The sequence below is a fragment of the Campylobacter sp. BCW_6466 genome (assembly GCF_001762835.1).
Classification (GTDB): Bacteria; Campylobacterota; Campylobacteria; order Campylobacterales; family Campylobacteraceae; genus Campylobacter_D; species Campylobacter_D jejuni.
Genome location: NZ_MJXO01000031.1, coordinates 103,441 through 119,535, shown reverse-complemented (window position 1 = coordinate 119,535; position 16,095 = coordinate 103,441). Strand labels below are relative to the sequence as shown.

16 protein-coding genes and 2 pseudogenes are annotated in these 16,095 nt (G+C 31.5%); 8 read left to right on the top strand and 10 right to left on the bottom strand.

Translation table 11 applies throughout. The features are described from left to right. Positions 1-9: 9 nt before the first annotated feature. The 3 genes from rpsR to rpsF are packed head-to-tail and all read right to left on the bottom strand — an operon-like array spanning position 10 to position 1,218. Positions 10-270 carry a 30S ribosomal protein S18 gene (rpsR, locus tag AJ887_RS03535; protein WP_002853032.1) on the bottom strand — a complete coding sequence of 87 codons (261 nt, stop codon included), beginning with the start codon at positions 268-270 and terminating at the stop codon, positions 10-12. 10 nt (positions 271-280) lie between these two features. After that, entirely contained in the window at positions 281-832 is a 552-nt protein-coding gene (locus AJ887_RS03530; protein ID WP_002861797.1) for a single-stranded DNA-binding protein, read from the bottom strand. Between the two features lie 8 nt (positions 833-840). Further along, the gene (gene rpsF / locus AJ887_RS03525) at positions 841-1,218 is read right to left on the bottom strand and encodes a 30S ribosomal protein S6 (RefSeq protein ID WP_002812868.1); all 378 of its coding nucleotides are present in this window, start codon (positions 1,216-1,218) and stop codon (positions 841-843) included. Between the two features lie 216 nt (positions 1,219-1,434). Between rpsF and AJ887_RS03520 the strand changes: the two are divergent. Both AJ887_RS03520 and AJ887_RS03515 read left to right on the top strand, forming a co-directional pair. Continuing rightward, positions 1,435-2,708: pseudogene (locus AJ887_RS03520) on the top strand (MFS transporter). Beyond that, the gene (locus tag AJ887_RS03515) at positions 2,705-3,706 is read left to right on the top strand and encodes a sugar phosphate isomerase/epimerase family protein (protein WP_070284835.1); all 1,002 of its coding nucleotides are present in this window, start codon (positions 2,705-2,707) and stop codon (positions 3,704-3,706) included. Before AJ887_RS03520 ends, AJ887_RS03515 begins: the two are co-directional and overlap by 4 nt. Here the strand turns inward: AJ887_RS03515 and AJ887_RS03510 are convergent. The 7 genes and pseudogenes from AJ887_RS03510 to AJ887_RS03480 form a co-directional block, all read right to left on the bottom strand. After that, a complete protein-coding gene (locus AJ887_RS03510) occupies positions 3,699-4,559 on the bottom strand; it encodes a VirK family antimicrobial peptide resistance protein (protein WP_002882614.1) in 861 nt (286 codons plus the stop codon). The genes AJ887_RS03515 and AJ887_RS03510 overlap by 8 nt on opposite strands. Further along, positions 4,552-5,658 (bottom strand): RIP metalloprotease RseP, encoded by a 1,107-nt coding sequence (gene rseP / locus AJ887_RS03505; protein ID WP_070284833.1) that lies wholly within the window; start codon positions 5,656-5,658, stop codon positions 4,552-4,554. The genes AJ887_RS03510 and rseP overlap by 8 nt, the downstream gene beginning before the upstream one ends. After that, positions 5,655-6,191: a CDP-diacylglycerol--glycerol-3-phosphate 3-phosphatidyltransferase gene (gene pgsA / locus AJ887_RS03500; protein WP_044780215.1), complete on the bottom strand. Its 537-nt coding sequence runs from the start codon at positions 6,189-6,191 to the stop codon at positions 5,655-5,657. Before pgsA ends, rseP begins: the two co-directional genes overlap by 4 nt. A gap of 124 nt (positions 6,192-6,315) precedes the next feature. Continuing rightward, entirely contained in the window at positions 6,316-6,921 is a 606-nt protein-coding gene (locus AJ887_RS03495; protein WP_002861791.1) for an NAD(P)H-dependent oxidoreductase, read from the bottom strand. After that, positions 6,921-7,541 (bottom strand): NAD(P)H-dependent oxidoreductase, encoded by a 621-nt coding sequence (locus AJ887_RS03490; RefSeq protein WP_070284831.1) that lies wholly within the window; start codon positions 7,539-7,541, stop codon positions 6,921-6,923. Before AJ887_RS03490 ends, AJ887_RS03495 begins: the two co-directional genes overlap by 1 nt. Positions 7,542-7,604: 63 nt before the next feature. Beyond that, positions 7,605-8,023 (bottom strand): annotated as a pseudogene (locus tag AJ887_RS03485) (GNAT family N-acetyltransferase). Positions 8,024-8,034: 11 nt separating this feature from the next. After that, a complete protein-coding gene (locus AJ887_RS03480; protein ID WP_070284829.1) occupies positions 8,035-9,123 on the bottom strand; it encodes a CinA family protein in 1,089 nt (362 codons plus the stop codon). A gap of 98 nt (positions 9,124-9,221) precedes the next feature. Between AJ887_RS03480 and ileS the strand changes: the two genes are divergently transcribed. The 6 genes from ileS to AJ887_RS03450 are packed head-to-tail and all read left to right on the top strand — an operon-like array spanning position 9,222 to position 15,849. Then, entirely contained in the window at positions 9,222-11,969 is a 2,748-nt protein-coding gene (gene ileS, locus AJ887_RS03475; RefSeq protein WP_070284827.1) for an isoleucine--tRNA ligase, read from the top strand. Further along, a complete protein-coding gene (locus tag AJ887_RS03470) occupies positions 11,969-12,079 on the top strand; it encodes a hypothetical protein (protein ID WP_002880777.1) in 111 nt (36 codons plus the stop codon). Before ileS ends, AJ887_RS03470 begins: the two co-directional genes overlap by 1 nt. Then, a complete protein-coding gene (gatA, locus tag AJ887_RS03465) occupies positions 12,076-13,437 on the top strand; it encodes an Asp-tRNA(Asn)/Glu-tRNA(Gln) amidotransferase subunit GatA (protein ID WP_002880776.1) in 1,362 nt (453 codons plus the stop codon). The genes AJ887_RS03470 and gatA overlap by 4 nt, the downstream gene beginning before the upstream one ends. A gap of 9 nt (positions 13,438-13,446) precedes the next feature. After that, entirely contained in the window at positions 13,447-14,904 is a 1,458-nt protein-coding gene (gene guaB, locus AJ887_RS03460; RefSeq protein WP_002880772.1) for an IMP dehydrogenase, read from the top strand. Continuing rightward, positions 14,901-15,074, top strand: a complete 174-nt coding sequence (gene xseB, locus AJ887_RS03455) for an exodeoxyribonuclease VII small subunit (protein ID WP_002853034.1) — start codon at positions 14,901-14,903, stop codon at positions 15,072-15,074. Before guaB ends, xseB begins: the two co-directional genes overlap by 4 nt. After that, the gene (locus AJ887_RS03450; protein ID WP_070284826.1) at positions 15,067-15,849 is read left to right on the top strand and encodes a carbon-nitrogen hydrolase family protein; all 783 of its coding nucleotides are present in this window, start codon (positions 15,067-15,069) and stop codon (positions 15,847-15,849) included. The genes xseB and AJ887_RS03450 overlap by 8 nt, the downstream gene beginning before the upstream one ends. Positions 15,850-16,095 lie beyond the last annotated feature (246 nt).

Genomic DNA, 16,095 nt, shown 5'->3' with positions numbered 1-16,095 from the left:
TTTAAAAGATTATAGTCCTTCAAAAGGATTATTGATTACTTCTTTTCTATCCACTATATAAGGGATAAGAGCTACATGTCTTGCACGTTTGATTGCAACTTCTACCATTTCTTGGTATTTTTTGCTTGTACCTGTTAAACGGCGTGGCATGATTTTAAATCTTTCAGATAAAGCATGTTTTAACATTGCTGTATCTTTATAATCAATAAATTCAACTTTTGCTTCAGTGTATTTGCAATATTTGCGAGAGTATTTTCTTTTTTCTGCCATAGTTTATCCTTTAAAATGGTAAATTAGTATCATCGCTATCATAAGCATCGATATCAATTTCTTTTAATTTTTCTTCGTGTTGTGGGTTTTGGTTTCTTTGTGGAGCAGGGTTTGCTTTTGCTTTATTAAAATTTTGATTTTCACTCATATAAGGATCATAGCTTTGATTTTCATAGTTTCCACTATAATTGTTGTTTGAAAAGCTATTATTGCCAATTCCACCTTGTTGTGGAGCATTGGAATTGCCGCCAAGCATTTCCATATTTTCAACTTGAATGCTATGTTTAGAGCGATTTTGCCCATTTTGATCACTCCATTGTTCAAATCTCAAACGTCCTTCTATGAGTACTTTTGAACCTTTTGTAAGGTATTGGTTTGCAACTTCTGCGGTGCGACCATAAAAGCTTATATCAATAAAGCAAGTTTCCTCTCTTTTTTCTCCATTTGTGGTAAATCTTCTTGTTACTGCGATAGCAGAAGCCCCAATAGCACTACCGCTTTGTGCATAACGCATTTCTATATCACGTGTAAGATTTCCAACCAAAACAACTTTGTTAAACATCTTTTTCCTTATTGAATTTCAGGAGCATCTAAAGGTTTGATTTCTTTTTTAGATTGCTTAATCCCGTGGCTTAGTTTTTCCCAAGCTGCAATTTCTTTTTTGTTTTCATATTTTACGATTAAAAATCTTATTACTTCTTCAGTGATTCTTAACACCCTTTCAAGCTCAGCGATCAAGTTTGTAGGAGCTTTGAAATAAATCACAAAATAAGTTCCTCTTTCGTATTTTTTGATTTTATACGCTAATTTTCTAGTGCCCATTGGAACAACAGTTTCAATTTCTGCACCATTTTTGGTTAGGACTTCTTTAACGAATTCCAACTTCGCATTCACTTCCTCTTCGGTAAGTGTTGGTTTTAAGATAAATAAAACCTCATAATGTTTCATCTTTTCTCCTTATGGATATTAAAGCCCATTTTCATGAGCAAGGATTTTGCATAAAGCAAGACTAAATTATATCAAAATATACTTAATTTATACTTCAATAAGTGTTGTAACTTTTTGTAATTACTGTTTATAATTTAAAGGTGAAATTTTAACCTTTTATCTTAATCCGTGATATAATTAATTTAAGTTGCGAATTGTTAAAAAAGGAGGGTGGATATGAATAGTACGAAACCTATTCGTTGGTTTACTTTTATCGTTTTAGTTATTGGCGGAGGAACTGTTTTTAAACTTTCCTCTTTAAAAGATGCCTTTTATGTACCTATGCAAGAATTTATGAATCTTAGCAATACACAAATTGGACTCGCGCTCTCAGTTTATGGCATAGTGCAAACGGTGGGAAATTTTGCATCCATTTATATAGCAGATAGATTTTCTAAAAAAATACTCATTCCTTTTTCATTGGTTTGTGTGGGTTTGGTTGGAATTTATATTTCTACTTTTCCTTCTTTTTATGGAATTTTAGTAGCTTGAGGTTTGCTTTCTTTATTTGGAGAAGTTGTGTATTGGCCTGTTTTGCTTAAAGCCATTCGCTTGCTTGGAGATTCTACTCAACAAGGAAGACTTTTTGGATTTTTAGAAGCAGGACGTGGTGTTATAGATACTATAGTTGCTTTTAGTGCTTTGGAAATTTTTTTACTTTTAGGGTCTGGCGCAGGTGGACTTAAGGCTGCTATATTATTTTATAGCGCTTGTGTGATTATAGCAGGTATTTTGGCATATTTTCTACTTGAAGATGACAAAATTAATACCCAAGATGAGCAAGGAAATGAAATCAGTAAAAACAAAGCCGCTTGGAATGGAGTTATCAAAGCGATTAAAACTCCTGAAATTTGGGTGGTATCTTTGACCATTTTTACTATTTATTCTGTGTATTGTGGTTTGACTTATTTTATTCCATTTTTAAAAGATATTTATGGTATGCCTGTGGCTTTGGTCGGTGCTTATGGTATTATCAATCAATACACTTTAAAATTAGTAGGTGGGCCAATTGGGGGATATTTAGCAGATAAAACCTTTAAATCTTCAACAAGATATTTGCGTTTTGCTTTGATTTTAGGAGCCTTGGCCATATTAATTTTTGTTTTTATGCCTCATGAGAAATTAAATATTTATTTTGGTATGAGTTTAACCTTAGGTTTTGCCGCTCTTATTTTTACTATGCGTGCGACATTTTTTGCACCTGTGGATGAGATAGAAGTACCTAGAGAAATTAGTGGAGCTGCTATGAGTATAGCTTGTATTTTTGGTTATTCTCCACAACTTTTTTGTTTTGCACTTTATGGTTTTATGATCGATCGTTTTAAAGGTTTATTAGGCTATCAAATTGTTTTTGCGTTAATGGGGATTTTTGCTATTTGTGGTGTGATTGTAACTACGATTTTACTTAAGATGATAGCTAGAAAAAAGCATTAAAAGGAGTGGTATCATGAAAATAGGTTTAGAAACTGAAAGCATGCATTTATGGTTTCAAAATGGCAGGATGGATATATTTTCTTATATCGATTTTGCTAAAAATTTGAGCTGTGAGGGTGTGATTATAAATATCATTAAAGATTTTGGTTTGGATGAAGAATGGGGATGCTTAGGAAGCGATGACGAAAATCATCTTAAAAAAATTAAAGCCAAATTGGATGAATACAATATGTATTGTGAGATTGACTCTAAGGGTTTTAATAGGGATAAATTTGAAAAAAATGCTAAAGTAGCTTCTATTTTAGGCGCTAAAATTATACGCTCTTATGTACCCTTAACCGATAAAAATAAAAAGGTTAAACATGCTAGCGATGGGGCTTATGATGATTCTAAAATTACTACTAGATTCGATAAAGAAGATTTTTTAGCTACAAAGGATGAAATAAAAGCTTTGATACCGATTTTGGAAAAATATGATTTAAAACTTGCTATAGAAAATCATGAGTATCAAACTTCAGAGGATTTGCTTGATTTGTTGAAATTGATCAATCATCCTAAAATAGGATTTTTATATGATTTTGGAAATTCTATGATGGCCTATGAAGATCCTATAAAAGCTTGCAAAGACATGGCTAAATATACTTTTAGCACGCATTGTAAAGATCATATAGTTTTCATTGAAGAGGGTGTAGAATATGTTTGTGGCGTTCCTTTAGGAGAAGGAAATTTAGACATTAAAACTTGTGTAGAAATTCTTAAAAAAGAAGGACTTGACCGTATTAATGTAGAGCAATGTTATCTTTATTGTGCGACTTTTAAAAGAGAAAAAGGAACAGGCGGGGTTAAAGAATTAGGTAAAGGGGCTTTTAAGATAGAAAAAGCTTTATTTGAAGATTTAAAAGCTATGCAGTATTATTATCCCCAAGAAGTATCTCAAGAATGCTTAGAGAGGCTTTTAAAACTTCAAAAAAAAGGTTGCGAGAAAAGTGTAGAATATTTAAAAAGTATTATTTAGATAAAATTTGGAATAAATTTTGTTTAATATTTTCAAGCATAGCAAAACGTTTTTTATACATGGAGCGTTTTTGCGAAGGGATTTCTTCTAGGTTTTTTTGCGAGTGGTGGAGCTTGTAGTATTTGTGTTTATCGATTTTTATTAATTCTCCACCATTTTCTAGCCAAATTTTTTGATAATCTACAAAATAGCCTTTTTCTTTTCCTTTTTGAGAACGGATTTGATTTTTTTCATGTACACCTAAAGTAGCTTGAAGTTTTAAAATTTCACAAAGCATCTTAGAGCATTCTATAAGTAAAGCAACAGGGCGCAAACCATGACATTTTTTAGTTAAAATTTTATTAATTTCTAAAATATTGAAATCTTTGTATTTATATCCTTGTATGCAAGAAAGTAGAAGATTATTTTCTAAAGTAAAGCAAAAATTACATTGTGAGATAGTGTATTTTTTAAATTTTAAAGAAAAAGCCCAAAAACCTTCTTCGTAAACATTATGGTTATATCCTAAAAAAAGCTCAAAATCTTCATCAAAAGAAAAAATCATTTGTTCTTCGGGAAGAAATTTAAAACAAGTAAGTCCCTTATCAACATCATAAATAAGTGTTTTAACGCGTTCATTTGCTTTAAAACTTTTATCGCAAAATCTTCTTATAGCATTGTAGCAAGCATAGGGTCTTTGAGAGAAAAAGTCTTTTAAATGTTTATTTTTTTCTTCATTAAGCGTTTTTTCTAGAAGCCTTACTTGAGGAAAATATAGAATTTTTCTTGCTTGAAAACGTAAATAGCGCCAAAAGATGATACTTTTTCTTCTATCAGTAAAATTTGGAATAGGGTAGGAAAATTTTTTATTCACCTGCAATCCTTGATATATCATTATAAGTTGCAAAGAGCATTAAGCTTAAAAGTATTGCCATGCCTGCATAACTTAAGTATTCAAAAGCACGCTGTGGAACCTTGCGTCTAAAAATTATTTCATAAATATTAAAAAGTATATGTCCTCCATCAAGCATAGGAATAGGCAAAAGATTTAAAATGCCTAAATTTATAGAAATTAAAGCAGTGATAAATAAAAGTAAAGTAAAGCTATTTTGTGCAGCCTTTGAGGTAATTTCAGTCATGGTAATAATACCACCTAAATTTTTTGCTTCAACTTCACCACTTATGAGTTTTACTATACCCTTGATGATGAGTGTAGAAGCTTGAAAACTTTCTTGTGCGGCATATTTAAAACTTTCTAAACCTTGATGTTTTACAAGAGTGCTTGTACCATTTGGACTGATTCCAAGTTGAGGTTTTTCAATAATTTGCCCAAAGTCATTATATCCTTGTCCTATTTTTGGAGTTAAAATAAATTCTAAATTTTTTCCTTCTCTATTGGTTAATATTTTCAAAGGCTCTAAACTTAAATGTTTTGAAATTTCATCAAAGCTTTGAATTTTTACACCGTTGATTTCTAAGATAGTATCATTTTTTTGAAGTCCTATGTCTTGTGCAGCAGAGTTTGGCGCTATGTTTCCTATTTGTGGAGCAAGTTTGTTTAGACCTAAATTTCCTATGATAATATAAAGAAAAAAAGCTAAAATCAGGTTGAAAAATGGTCCAGCAAAAAGAATATAAATCTTTTTTAAGGGGCTTAAAATGCTATAGCTATCTTTGTCTAGATTTTCAAAACCAGGACGCATATCATCTTGTCCTTTAAGTTTAACATATCCTCCAAGTGGTAAAGTGCTTAAGCGATAGTTTGTGCCTTTAAATTCACGTTCTATAAGACTTTTTCCAAATCCTATGCTAAAGACTTCAACTTTTACACCCAAAGATCTTGCAGCTAAAAAATGTCCTAATTCGTGAAAGAAGATTAAAAATGAGATGACTAAAACAGTTGCTAAAAATTCAATAGAATAAAATTTAATTCCTAAAATCAAAATAATAATTAAAAACAATAAAGATCTCATTTTTCTCCTTTTTTTTGAGCTTTTGTATAAGTATAGATGTATTCAAATCCAGAATAAAGAGTTAAAATCAAAGCTATGTAAAGTAGAATTTCTCCGCCTATCCACTCCATGATTAAAAATCCTATCGCAGTCATTTGAAAAGCGGTTTTAAGTTTGCCTGCAAAAGAAGCATTGACATTTAAATTTTCACTGATCATTACAACTCTAAAACCCGTGATAAAAAATTCCCTTACTAGTATAATATAAATTACCCATTCATTAGCTTTTCCTGTAAGCAAAAGCCCTAAAAAAGCTGCTAAAACAAGCATTTTATCGGCTAATGGATCTAAGATTCCGCCCAGTTTTGTAGTTTGTTTCCAAGTTCTTGCAATGTATCCATCAAAAAAATCACTCAAAGCTGCTAATGAAAAAGTTAAAGCAGCAAAATAGTTAATCCAACTTTGATGAATATTTTCAAAATGATGAATTAATAAAAAAAATAGCAAAGGCGCTAAAACCATTCTAAAAACCGCCAAGATATTGGGTAAATTCATAACAAGCCTTGTGAAATTAAATGTAAAATTATAATCAAAATTGTATAAAATTTAAGCAAAGACTTAGTAAAAATACAAAAAAGAATCAGTTTATTTTTATTTAAATTTTGCTTTTAAGCAAAATTTAAATAAATTTTACAACTTCATCAAAACTAAAACGATTTTTTTGAGGATTTTTTTCATCGTTGCAATATCCTAAAGCCACCACCAAACTTGATCTTTCTTTTTGAATATCAAGTGATAAATAAGAATCAAGCTTTTCTTTATCAAAACCACCTATAGTACAACTTGCTATATTTAAAGCATTAGCACTATAAATTATGCTAGCTAGAGCTATATGAGCTTGTTCTCTTGCATAAGATATTTTTTGTTCTTGATTTAGAGATTTTAAAAAAGGCATATAAGTATCTAAGCGTTTTTGAATTTCTGTTTCACTCATATCTCTTTTTCTAAGTTTTTCTTCAAAATAATCTAAAAAATCAAGTCTTGAAATGATGATAATTAATACAGCGCAATCTTTTACATGTTTTTGTTGGTTGCAAATTTTAGAAAGCTCTTCTTTTCTTTTCTCATCTTGCACTACTATAAATTTCCAAGGTTCCAGTCCTAAGGAACTGGGGCTTAATCTTGCTATTTCTAAAATAGAATTTAAATCCTCTTTTTTGAGTTTTTCATTTTTAAAATTTCTACAAGAATATCTTGTGCTAAAAATTTCAAGTTCTTTTTTCATTATTTTTCCTTGTAAAATTCGACGACTTCATTAAAATTTAAGCGTTGAGTAGAATATTTTGGTTCGTGGGCTTTATATCCTAAGGATAAAATTACAGCAGTTTCAAAAGGATAAGTTAAATGAAGAAAATCATCAACCTTAGTTTTTTCAAAGCCACCTATCATACAAGAATCAATACCTAAGCTCATTGCAGCTAGCGACATTTGCATCATAGCAAGATAGCATTGAAGTTGTGCGTAATGATAGAGTTCATCATCATTCATTGCATTGGTTTTATGGGTGTAAATTTCTAAAATTTTTTGAAAATTTTCTTCGCTAGAACCTGAGAAACGACGCACTTGTTTTTGTGCAAATTCATCTTTGCTTTGAAGATCTTTTCTTGCTAGAAAAATAATATTATGACTCGCACTTGCTACATTTTGTTGATTGTAACATAGGGTTGAGAGTTTAAGATTGTGTTCTTTTTGTTCTAATACTACAAATTTCCAAGGCTCAAATCCATGTGAGCTCGGGGCTAAGACTCCACTTTCTAAGATAAAATGCAAATCCTTTTCATTGATTTTTTTATCATTAAAAAGTTTACAAGCTCTGCGTTTTGAAATTAGTTCTTTAAAATTCATTTTATTCCTTACAATCAAAAATAATAATATTAATTATAAAATGCAAAGCTTAATCAAAAAATATTATAGTTTGATATTTTTCTTAAAAACAAAACCGGATTTTTCAAAACCCATTTTTTGGATATAAAATTCATGAGCTTGTGTTCTAAAAACTTGAACTTAGTTCTAATTCTTCATATCTTTGATCTTTTGCCCAAATTTGGATTTTTTAAGAAAGTTTGACATCCTTTTCCTCTTAAAGTTTCATCTACGACAAAATCACAAATATAAAGACAATGACTATGATAAAGTATATTAAAAGGTATGACTCCACAAGCTGCTTTGTAGCTTCCCTCATTTTCATGGGCAAAAAGTTTATAATGTTGAGTTTGTGTAGCAAGTTGGAATTTGTCTAAAAAACCTTTCAAAGATAGGTTATTTCTTAATTGTTTTATCAAGGGATAAATTTTTTCCAAGCTTTCTTTTAGCTTAATTTCTTTCATTTTTAAATCCCTTAAATTTCAAAAATCTCAGGTTTTAATTTTAAAAGTAGGCAAAAAGTTGCCAAAACAGCTTGTTCTTGCATAAATTCACGATCTCCATCTAAATAAAGCGTTTCTTGGATAAAAGTTCCATCTCTAAACATTGCACCTATATAAATAGTGCCTGATTTTATTTTTCCCTCATCTTTTTCGCCAACTACTCCGCTAATAGCTAAGGCAAAATCAGGATTAGCTGTTTTAAAAATACCTTTTAGCATAAAATAAACACAACGTTCACTGTATTCGCCATTATTTTCTAAAACGCTTTCGCTAATTCCAAGCCATTCATGTTTGATGCGGTTGGAATAACTTACAATAGAACCTTCAAAAATTTCACTTACACCTGAAATTTTGGTTAAGGTGCTTGCACAAAGTCCACCTGTGCAACTTTCAGCAAAAGAAATTTTTAATTTTTTTTCTAAAAGTTTAGAGCTTATAAAATGTATAGGATCTTTACCTAAAAACACCTTTTGTCCAAAAAGATTTTTTATGCTATTTAGAAAACCATCAAGTTTTCCAAAATTAGCGCAAGTGGCCTTAATAAGCACAAGATTATCTAAAAGCTTGGTTGATTTTATACTTATCTCATAAGATTTTGTTAGGGTTTGCAGTAGTAATATAGCGCTTTCATCATCCATGCCAAAAATGCAAAAATATGCAAAATTTAATTTTATATGCCCAAGAAGATTGGGTAATTTTTCGCTTGGATTTATTTTAACGACATTGATTTTTGAATTTGAAAAATTACACACAAAGCTATTTTTACTAAATTCTGCTTTATCTGGAACCAAGGTATCATCTTTTAAGATAAGATTATCATCATTTAAAGTTGCTAAAATTTTAGCAACAGTCGCATAATGCAAAGAGTTTGTAAATAAAGTGATAAAATCATACTGATTTAAGAGGTTTTCAAGTAAAAAAGGTAAATCTTTATCGGTTTTATTTTGTATGCGAATTTCGTTAATTTCTTTAAATTTTTCTTCATAAGTTCTATAAATATAATTTTTGAATTTTTCGTTTATAGTAAGCTCATCTCCTATAAGATAAAGCAAATGTTTCATAAATTTTCCTTTTTTTCTTATAATTATAGCCAAAAACAAAGTAGAAATTAAAGCTAATTTGAGTAGAATTTAAGATTATTAAAAATTAGGTGGAAAAAATGGACTACAAAGAAACTCTACTTTTGCCCAGCACTACTTTTGCTATGCGGGCGAATTTAGCGGAACTTGAACCGCAAAGATTTAAAAAATGGTTTGATCAAAATTATGCTTATGAAAAAATGAAAGAAAATCGCAAAAATGCGAAAAAAAGTTTTACCTTGCACGATGGCCCCCCTTATGCTAACGGACATATTCATATAGGACATGCTTTAAATAAAATTTTAAAAGAAACTATTATAAAAACGCATTATTTTAAAGGTGAGAGTGTGCGTTTTACTCCAGGGTGGGATTGTCACGGTTTACCTATAGAACAACAAGTAGAAGTAAAGCTTGGAGAAAAGAAAAAAAGCTTAAGCAAGAAAGAAATTCGTGAGTTTTGCAGACAACATGCGAGTGAATTTGCAGATATCCAAAGAGAAGAATTTAAAAATTTAGGCATTATTGCAGATTGGGATAAGCCTTATTTGACTATGAAATTTGAGTTTGAAGCAGCGATTTATAGAACTTTATGCGAGATTGCTAAAAAAGGCTTACTTTGTGAGCGTTCCAAACCTGTTTTTTGGAGTTGGGCGGCAAAGTCAGCTTTAGCAGAAGCTGAAGTAGAGTATCAAGATAAAGAAGATTATTCTATCTTTGTGGCTTTTGATTTAGATGCAAAAGCTTGCGAAAAATTAGGCGTATCAAAAGCAAGTGCAGTGATATGGACAACTACGCCTTGGACTTTGGTGGCTAATCAAGCTATAGCTTTAAATCCTAATGAAAATTATGTGATCACCAAAGAAGGTTTGATTTTTGCAAGTGCTTTACTTAAAAGTATGGTAGAAAAAGGGCTTACAAGTGGAGAAATTCAAAAAGAATTAAACGCAAAAGAATTTGAAAAACTTGAAGCTATCAATCCTTTAAATGGAAGAAAATCTGTTTTAATCATGGGCGAGCATGTATTGATGGATGGTGGAAGTGGACTTGTGCATACTGCACCAGGACATGGCGAAGATGATTATTATGCTTGTTTGAAATATGACATTGAAGTTTTAATGCCTGTTGATGATAGCGGATGTTATGATGAAACTTTAAGAGCTAAAGGGCTTTTGCCTTCTCATTTGCTTGAAGAGTTTATAGGTCTTCATATTTTTAAGGCCAATGAAAAAATTTTAGAACTTTTAGGCGCAAAACTGTTACATTCTTCTAAATTTATACACTCTTATCCATTTTGTTGGAGAACGCATAAGCCTGTGATTTATAGAGCTACTAAACAATGGTTTATTTTAATGGATGAACCAAAACTTCAAGGAAAAACTTTAAGAGAGTGTGCAAAAGAACAACTTTTAAAAACAACCTTTTATCCGCAAAGTGGGGTAAAAAGAATAGGTTCTATGGTGGAAAATCGCCCAGATTGGTGTATTTCAAGACAAAGGGACTGGGGAACGCCTATAGCCTTTTTTAGAGATAAAAACACTAAAGAAGTGATTTTTGATGATGAACTTTTTGACTTTGTAGCAGCTATTTTTGAAAAACACGGTGCTGATGCGTGGTGGGAGTTTGAAATCAAAGATTTAATTCCTACAAATTCAAAATATAAAGCTGAAAATTTAGAAAAAGTATATGATATTTTAGATGTTTGGTTTGATAGCGGAAGTACTTTTAATGCAGTTTTAAATAGCGGACTTTATGATGCAGGAGAAAAAAGAGCAAGTATGTATTTAGAAGGAAGCGATCAGCATCGGGGTTGGTTTCAAAGCTCTTTGCTTGTAGGTACAGCGATCAATGAAAGCGCACCTTATGAAAGCATTTTAACTCATGGTTTTACCACCGATGAAAAAGGGCAAAAAATGTCTAAATCTAAAGGCAATGTGATCGCTCCTGAATATGTAGCAAAAACCTATGGAGTTGAAATTTTAAGACTTTGGATACTTTTAAGTGATTATTCAAGTGATTTAAAAATTTCAGACAATATCTTAAAACAAGTGGGCGAACAATACCGCAAAATAAGAAATACTATAAGATTTTTACTTGCCAATACAAATGACTTAAAAGATTTAGAAGTTAAAGAATTTAGTTTTATTGATAAATGGATATTAAGTCGTGCAACCAAAGTTTTTAAAGCAAGTAAAGAAGCATTTTTTGCTTATGAATTTGCTAAAGGTTTTAGTTTGCTTTTAAATTTCTTAAGTGCGGATTTAAGTGGGATTTATCTTGATATCAGTAAAGATAGACTTTATTGTGATAGTGAAAATGCTCAAAGAAGAAAATCTGCTCAAGTGGCTATGGCTTTGATAGCAAAAGAACTTTTAAATTTACTTGCTCCAAATTTAAGCTATAGTGTAGATGAGGCTTTAGAACATGCTAATGTTTTAATCAAAGGCGATGCAAAAGATGTATTTGATTTGAGTTTAACTCAGGATTTTGATTATGATTTTGGTATAGATGATACATTTTTAATGAGTGCTAGAGAGAAATTTTTTGAACAAATTGATATGCTTAAAAAAGATAAAATCATTAAATCTACCTTGGAATTAAATTTAAACATTAGTTTTAATAAATTCCCAAATGAGGAATTAGCCGATTGGTTTATGGTGAGTCAAATCAGCAATGAAAATGAAGAAATTTTAGCTGAATTTGAAGTAGAGAATGAGAAATTTAAAATCACCAAATCTTCGCTTTGTAAATGTCCAAGATGCTGGAAACTTCAAAGTAAAAATGAAGAAACACCTTGTTTAAGATGTGAAGAAGTTTTAAAAGGGGTTTAATGTTAGAAAATCCGATTCCAAATAGTATTATCATTGCAACTATAGCGGTGGTTTTGGCTTTTAGTGCTTTAGCAGTATTTTTGATCAAAAAAACAAAGGAAAATAAATGATAACTTTAAAAGAAGCTTTAAAATACTCCAAAGAAGAACTTGAAAATTTAAAAAAAGAACTCAATGAAAAAGCAAAAAAAGAAAAAAAAATAGGTGCTTATATCGAACAATTTTTAGATAAAGACTTAAGTGTTTCAGGTGAAGGTGTGCCTGTAGCTATAAAAGATAATATCAGTGTAAAGGGCTGGGAGCTTACTAGTGCGAGTAAGATTTTACAAGGTTATATCGCTCCTTATGATGCAAGTGCGATTGTTAATTTAAAGGCTAATGGTTTTTCTCCTTTTGGGCGTTGCAATATGGATGAATTTGCTATGGGAAGTTCAACAGCGAGTTCTTGTTATGGAAAAACTTTAAATCCTTTAAATTTTGAGCGTGTTCCAGGTGGGTCAAGTGGTGGAAGTGCTGCTGCGGTAGCGGGTGGCTTGGCTTTAGCAAGTTTAGGTTCTGATACAGGTGGATCTGTACGCCAACCTGCGGCTTTTTGTGGTTGTGTAGGATTTAAACCGAGTTATGGAAGAGTGAGTCGCTATGGTTTGGCTTCTTATTCTTCAAGTTTGGATCAAATCGGGGTTTTAACGCAAAATGTAGAAGATGCGGCAATTTTATATGATGCGATTGCAGGATATGATAAAATGGATAGCACGAGTGCAAATATCGAGTTTATCAAAACCGCTTCAAATTTAAATGCAAATAAAAAATTAAAAATCGCAGTGATTGAAAATTATGTCAATGATGCAGATAGCGAAGTAAAAAACGCACTTTTAAAAACCATAGATATGTTAAAAGCTAATGGACATGAGATTGTATATAAAAATTTGCTTGATTCTAAGTTTGATATCGCAGCGTATTATATCATCGCAACAGCTGAAGCAAGTGCAAATTTAAGTCGTTATGATGGGGTGCGTTATGGCAAGCGTTCTGAAAATATCCAAAATTTAAAAGAAATGTATGTAAATACACGCAGCGAAGGTTTTGGCGAAGAAGTAAAAAGAAGAATTTTGTTAGGAACTTTTGTTTTAAGCAGTGGATATTATGATGCGTATTATATCAAAGCACAAAAAGCTCGAGCTTTTATCAAGGCAAAATATGAAGAAATTTTGCAAGATTGTGATCTTATTTTTATGCCTGTAACTCCTACAACGGCTTTTAAATTTGATACTCAAAAAAGCCCTATGCAAACTTATTTAGAAGATGTTTATACTATCTCTGTAAATTTAGCAGGACTTGGAGGCATTAGTGTGCCTGTTGCAAAAGATAAAGAAGGGCTTAATATATCAGCACAACTGATTTGCAAAGCTTATGATGAACAAACCTTGTTAGATGGGGCTTTAAGTTTAGAACAAATGATTAAAAATTAAGGATGAAAGATGAAAATTGTAAAAAGAGCTTTAACTTTTGAAGATGTATTACTGCGTCCTGGGTATTCTGAAGTTCTACCTAAGGAAGTAAAAATTCACACTAAACTAACAAAAAATATCACTTTAAATATGCCTTTAATCTCTGCGGCTATGGATACAGTTACTGAACACAGAGCTGCTATCATGATGGCAAGACTTGGAGGACTTGGGGTAATTCATAAAAATATGGATATAGCTTCACAAGTTAGAGAAGTAAAAAGAGTGAAAAAAAGTGAAAGTGGGGTGATTATCGATCCTATTTTTGTAAGTCCTAAAGCAAGTGTTGCAGAGGCTTTAGAAATCATGGCAGAGTATAGAATTTCAGGTGTTCCTGTAGTAGATGAAGATAAGAAACTAATAGGCATACTTACCAATCGTGATTTAAGATTTGAGAGTGATTTTTCAAATTTGGTTGAAAATGTTATGACTAAAATGCCTTTAATTACTGCTCCAAAGGGTTGTACTTTAGATGATGCGGAAAAAATTTTTAGCACCAACAAAGTAGAAAAACTTCCTATAGTAGATGAACAAGGACGCTTGGAAGGACTTATCACTATAAAAGATCTTAAAAAACGCAAAGAATATCCTGATGCCAATAAAGATGGTTTTGGAAGATTGCGTGTGGGTGCGGCTATAGGAGTAGGGCAAATGGATCGTGTGGATACTTTAGTTGAAGCTGGCGTTGATGTTGTTGTGCTTGATTCTGCGCATGGACATTCTAAGGGTATTATTGATACGGTAAAAGCAATTAAAACTAAATATCCAAATTTAGATCTTATCGCAGGAAATATCGCTACTGCAGCCGCAGCAAAAGCACTTTGTGAAGCAGGGGTAGATGCGGTTAAAGTAGGTATTGGGCCAGGAAGTATTTGTACTACACGCATTGTTTCAGGTGTGGGTGTGCCACAAATTTCAGCCATTGATGAGTGCGTGGAAGAAGCAAATAAATTCGGCGTTCCTGTGATAGCCGATGGCGGGATCAAATATTCAGGTGATATTGCAAAAGCTTTAGCTGTAGGTGCGAGTTCTGTTATGATAGGATCGCTTTTAGCTGGAACAGATGAAAGTCCAGGAGAGCTTTTTACTTATCAAGGAAGACAATATAAGTCTTATCGTGGTATGGGTTCACTTGGGGCTATGCAAAAAGGAAGTTCAGACAGATACTTTCAGCAAGGTACTGCTCAAGATAAACTTGTTCCTGAAGGTATAGAAGGGCGTGTTCCTTATGTGGGAAGTATAAGAAGCGTGGTGCATCAACTTTTAGGAGGTTTGCGTTCTTCTATGGGTTATGTTGGGGCTAAAGATATAGAAGATTTTCAAAAAAGAGCTGAATTTGTTGAAATCACTACTGCAGGGCTTAAAGAAAGTCATGTGCATGATGTTACTATCACTCATGAAGCACCAAATTACAAGGTCAATCATCAATGAGTTTTGAAGAAAATTTAAAACACGCTAATGAATCTTTGGAAAAATTAAACAATCAAGAGCTTGCCTTAGATGAAAGTGTAAAAATTTACAAAGAAGGTTTAGAGAGTATCAAAAAAGCAAGACTTGAGCTTGAAAAAGCAAAATTAGAAGTGGAGCAAATCGATGAGTAAAATAGCAGCTTTACAGTTTCCAACTTTAGCTTTAAGTGAATCAAGGCTCGATTATTATCTTAAAGCTTCAAAAGACAATGGGGCAAATTTGGTAGTTTTGGGCGAATATGTGATTAATAGTTTTTTTACAGAACTTTTACACATGCCAAAAAATATGATAAAAGAACAAAGTGAAGCTAAAAAAGAAAGCTTGATTAAACTTGCTAAAAAATATGAATTACAAATCATCGCTCCTTATGTAAGCGTTGAAGCTAAAAGTTATAAAAAACTTTGCTTAAAAGTTGCTCCAAATGGTGTCAAAAGTTATGAACAGCAAATTTTAATGCCTTATGAACATTGGAATGAAGAAAAATTTTTTAGCAACAAAACTCCATCAGAATTAAAAATTTTTACTTTTAATTATGAAAAATTAAAATGTGCTTTGCTTTTTGGTTTTGAGACACATTTTGATATTTTTTGGCAACAGATTATGGCGAAAAAAATTGATTTGGTTATCGTTCCTAGTGCTTGTACCTTTGAAAGCAAACAAAGATGGGAAGAACTTTTAAAAACAAGAGCTTTTTTAAATTCTACAAGCATTTTAAGAGTAAATCGCATAGGCAAAACAAAAGATGAGTGGAATTTTTATGGCGATACTCTGTTTATCAACGCTTTTGGTGAGATAGAAAGTAAATTGGGTTCTGAAGAAGAAATGCTTATTATAGAGCCTAAAAAAAGCGATGAAGCAAGAAAACTTTGGGGTTTTGAAAAAATGGCAAAGGGTTTTTGGGTTTAAATATTAAAGATTTATTTTCATGATGTTTTTAAATATCTATAAAAAATTTGCTAAGTTTATGGTTTATCGATTTTAAGCTTTTAAATATTTTTGATTTTAAGCAAGGATGTAAATTAGTTTTATCTAGGATATTTTTTAATAAGTTTATTGATAAAATCACCAAAGAAATTTAGATACACGATGAAATTAAACTTGTGAAAGAATAGCATTTTAAACATGGATCAAGTTTGCTTTAAATGATTTTTA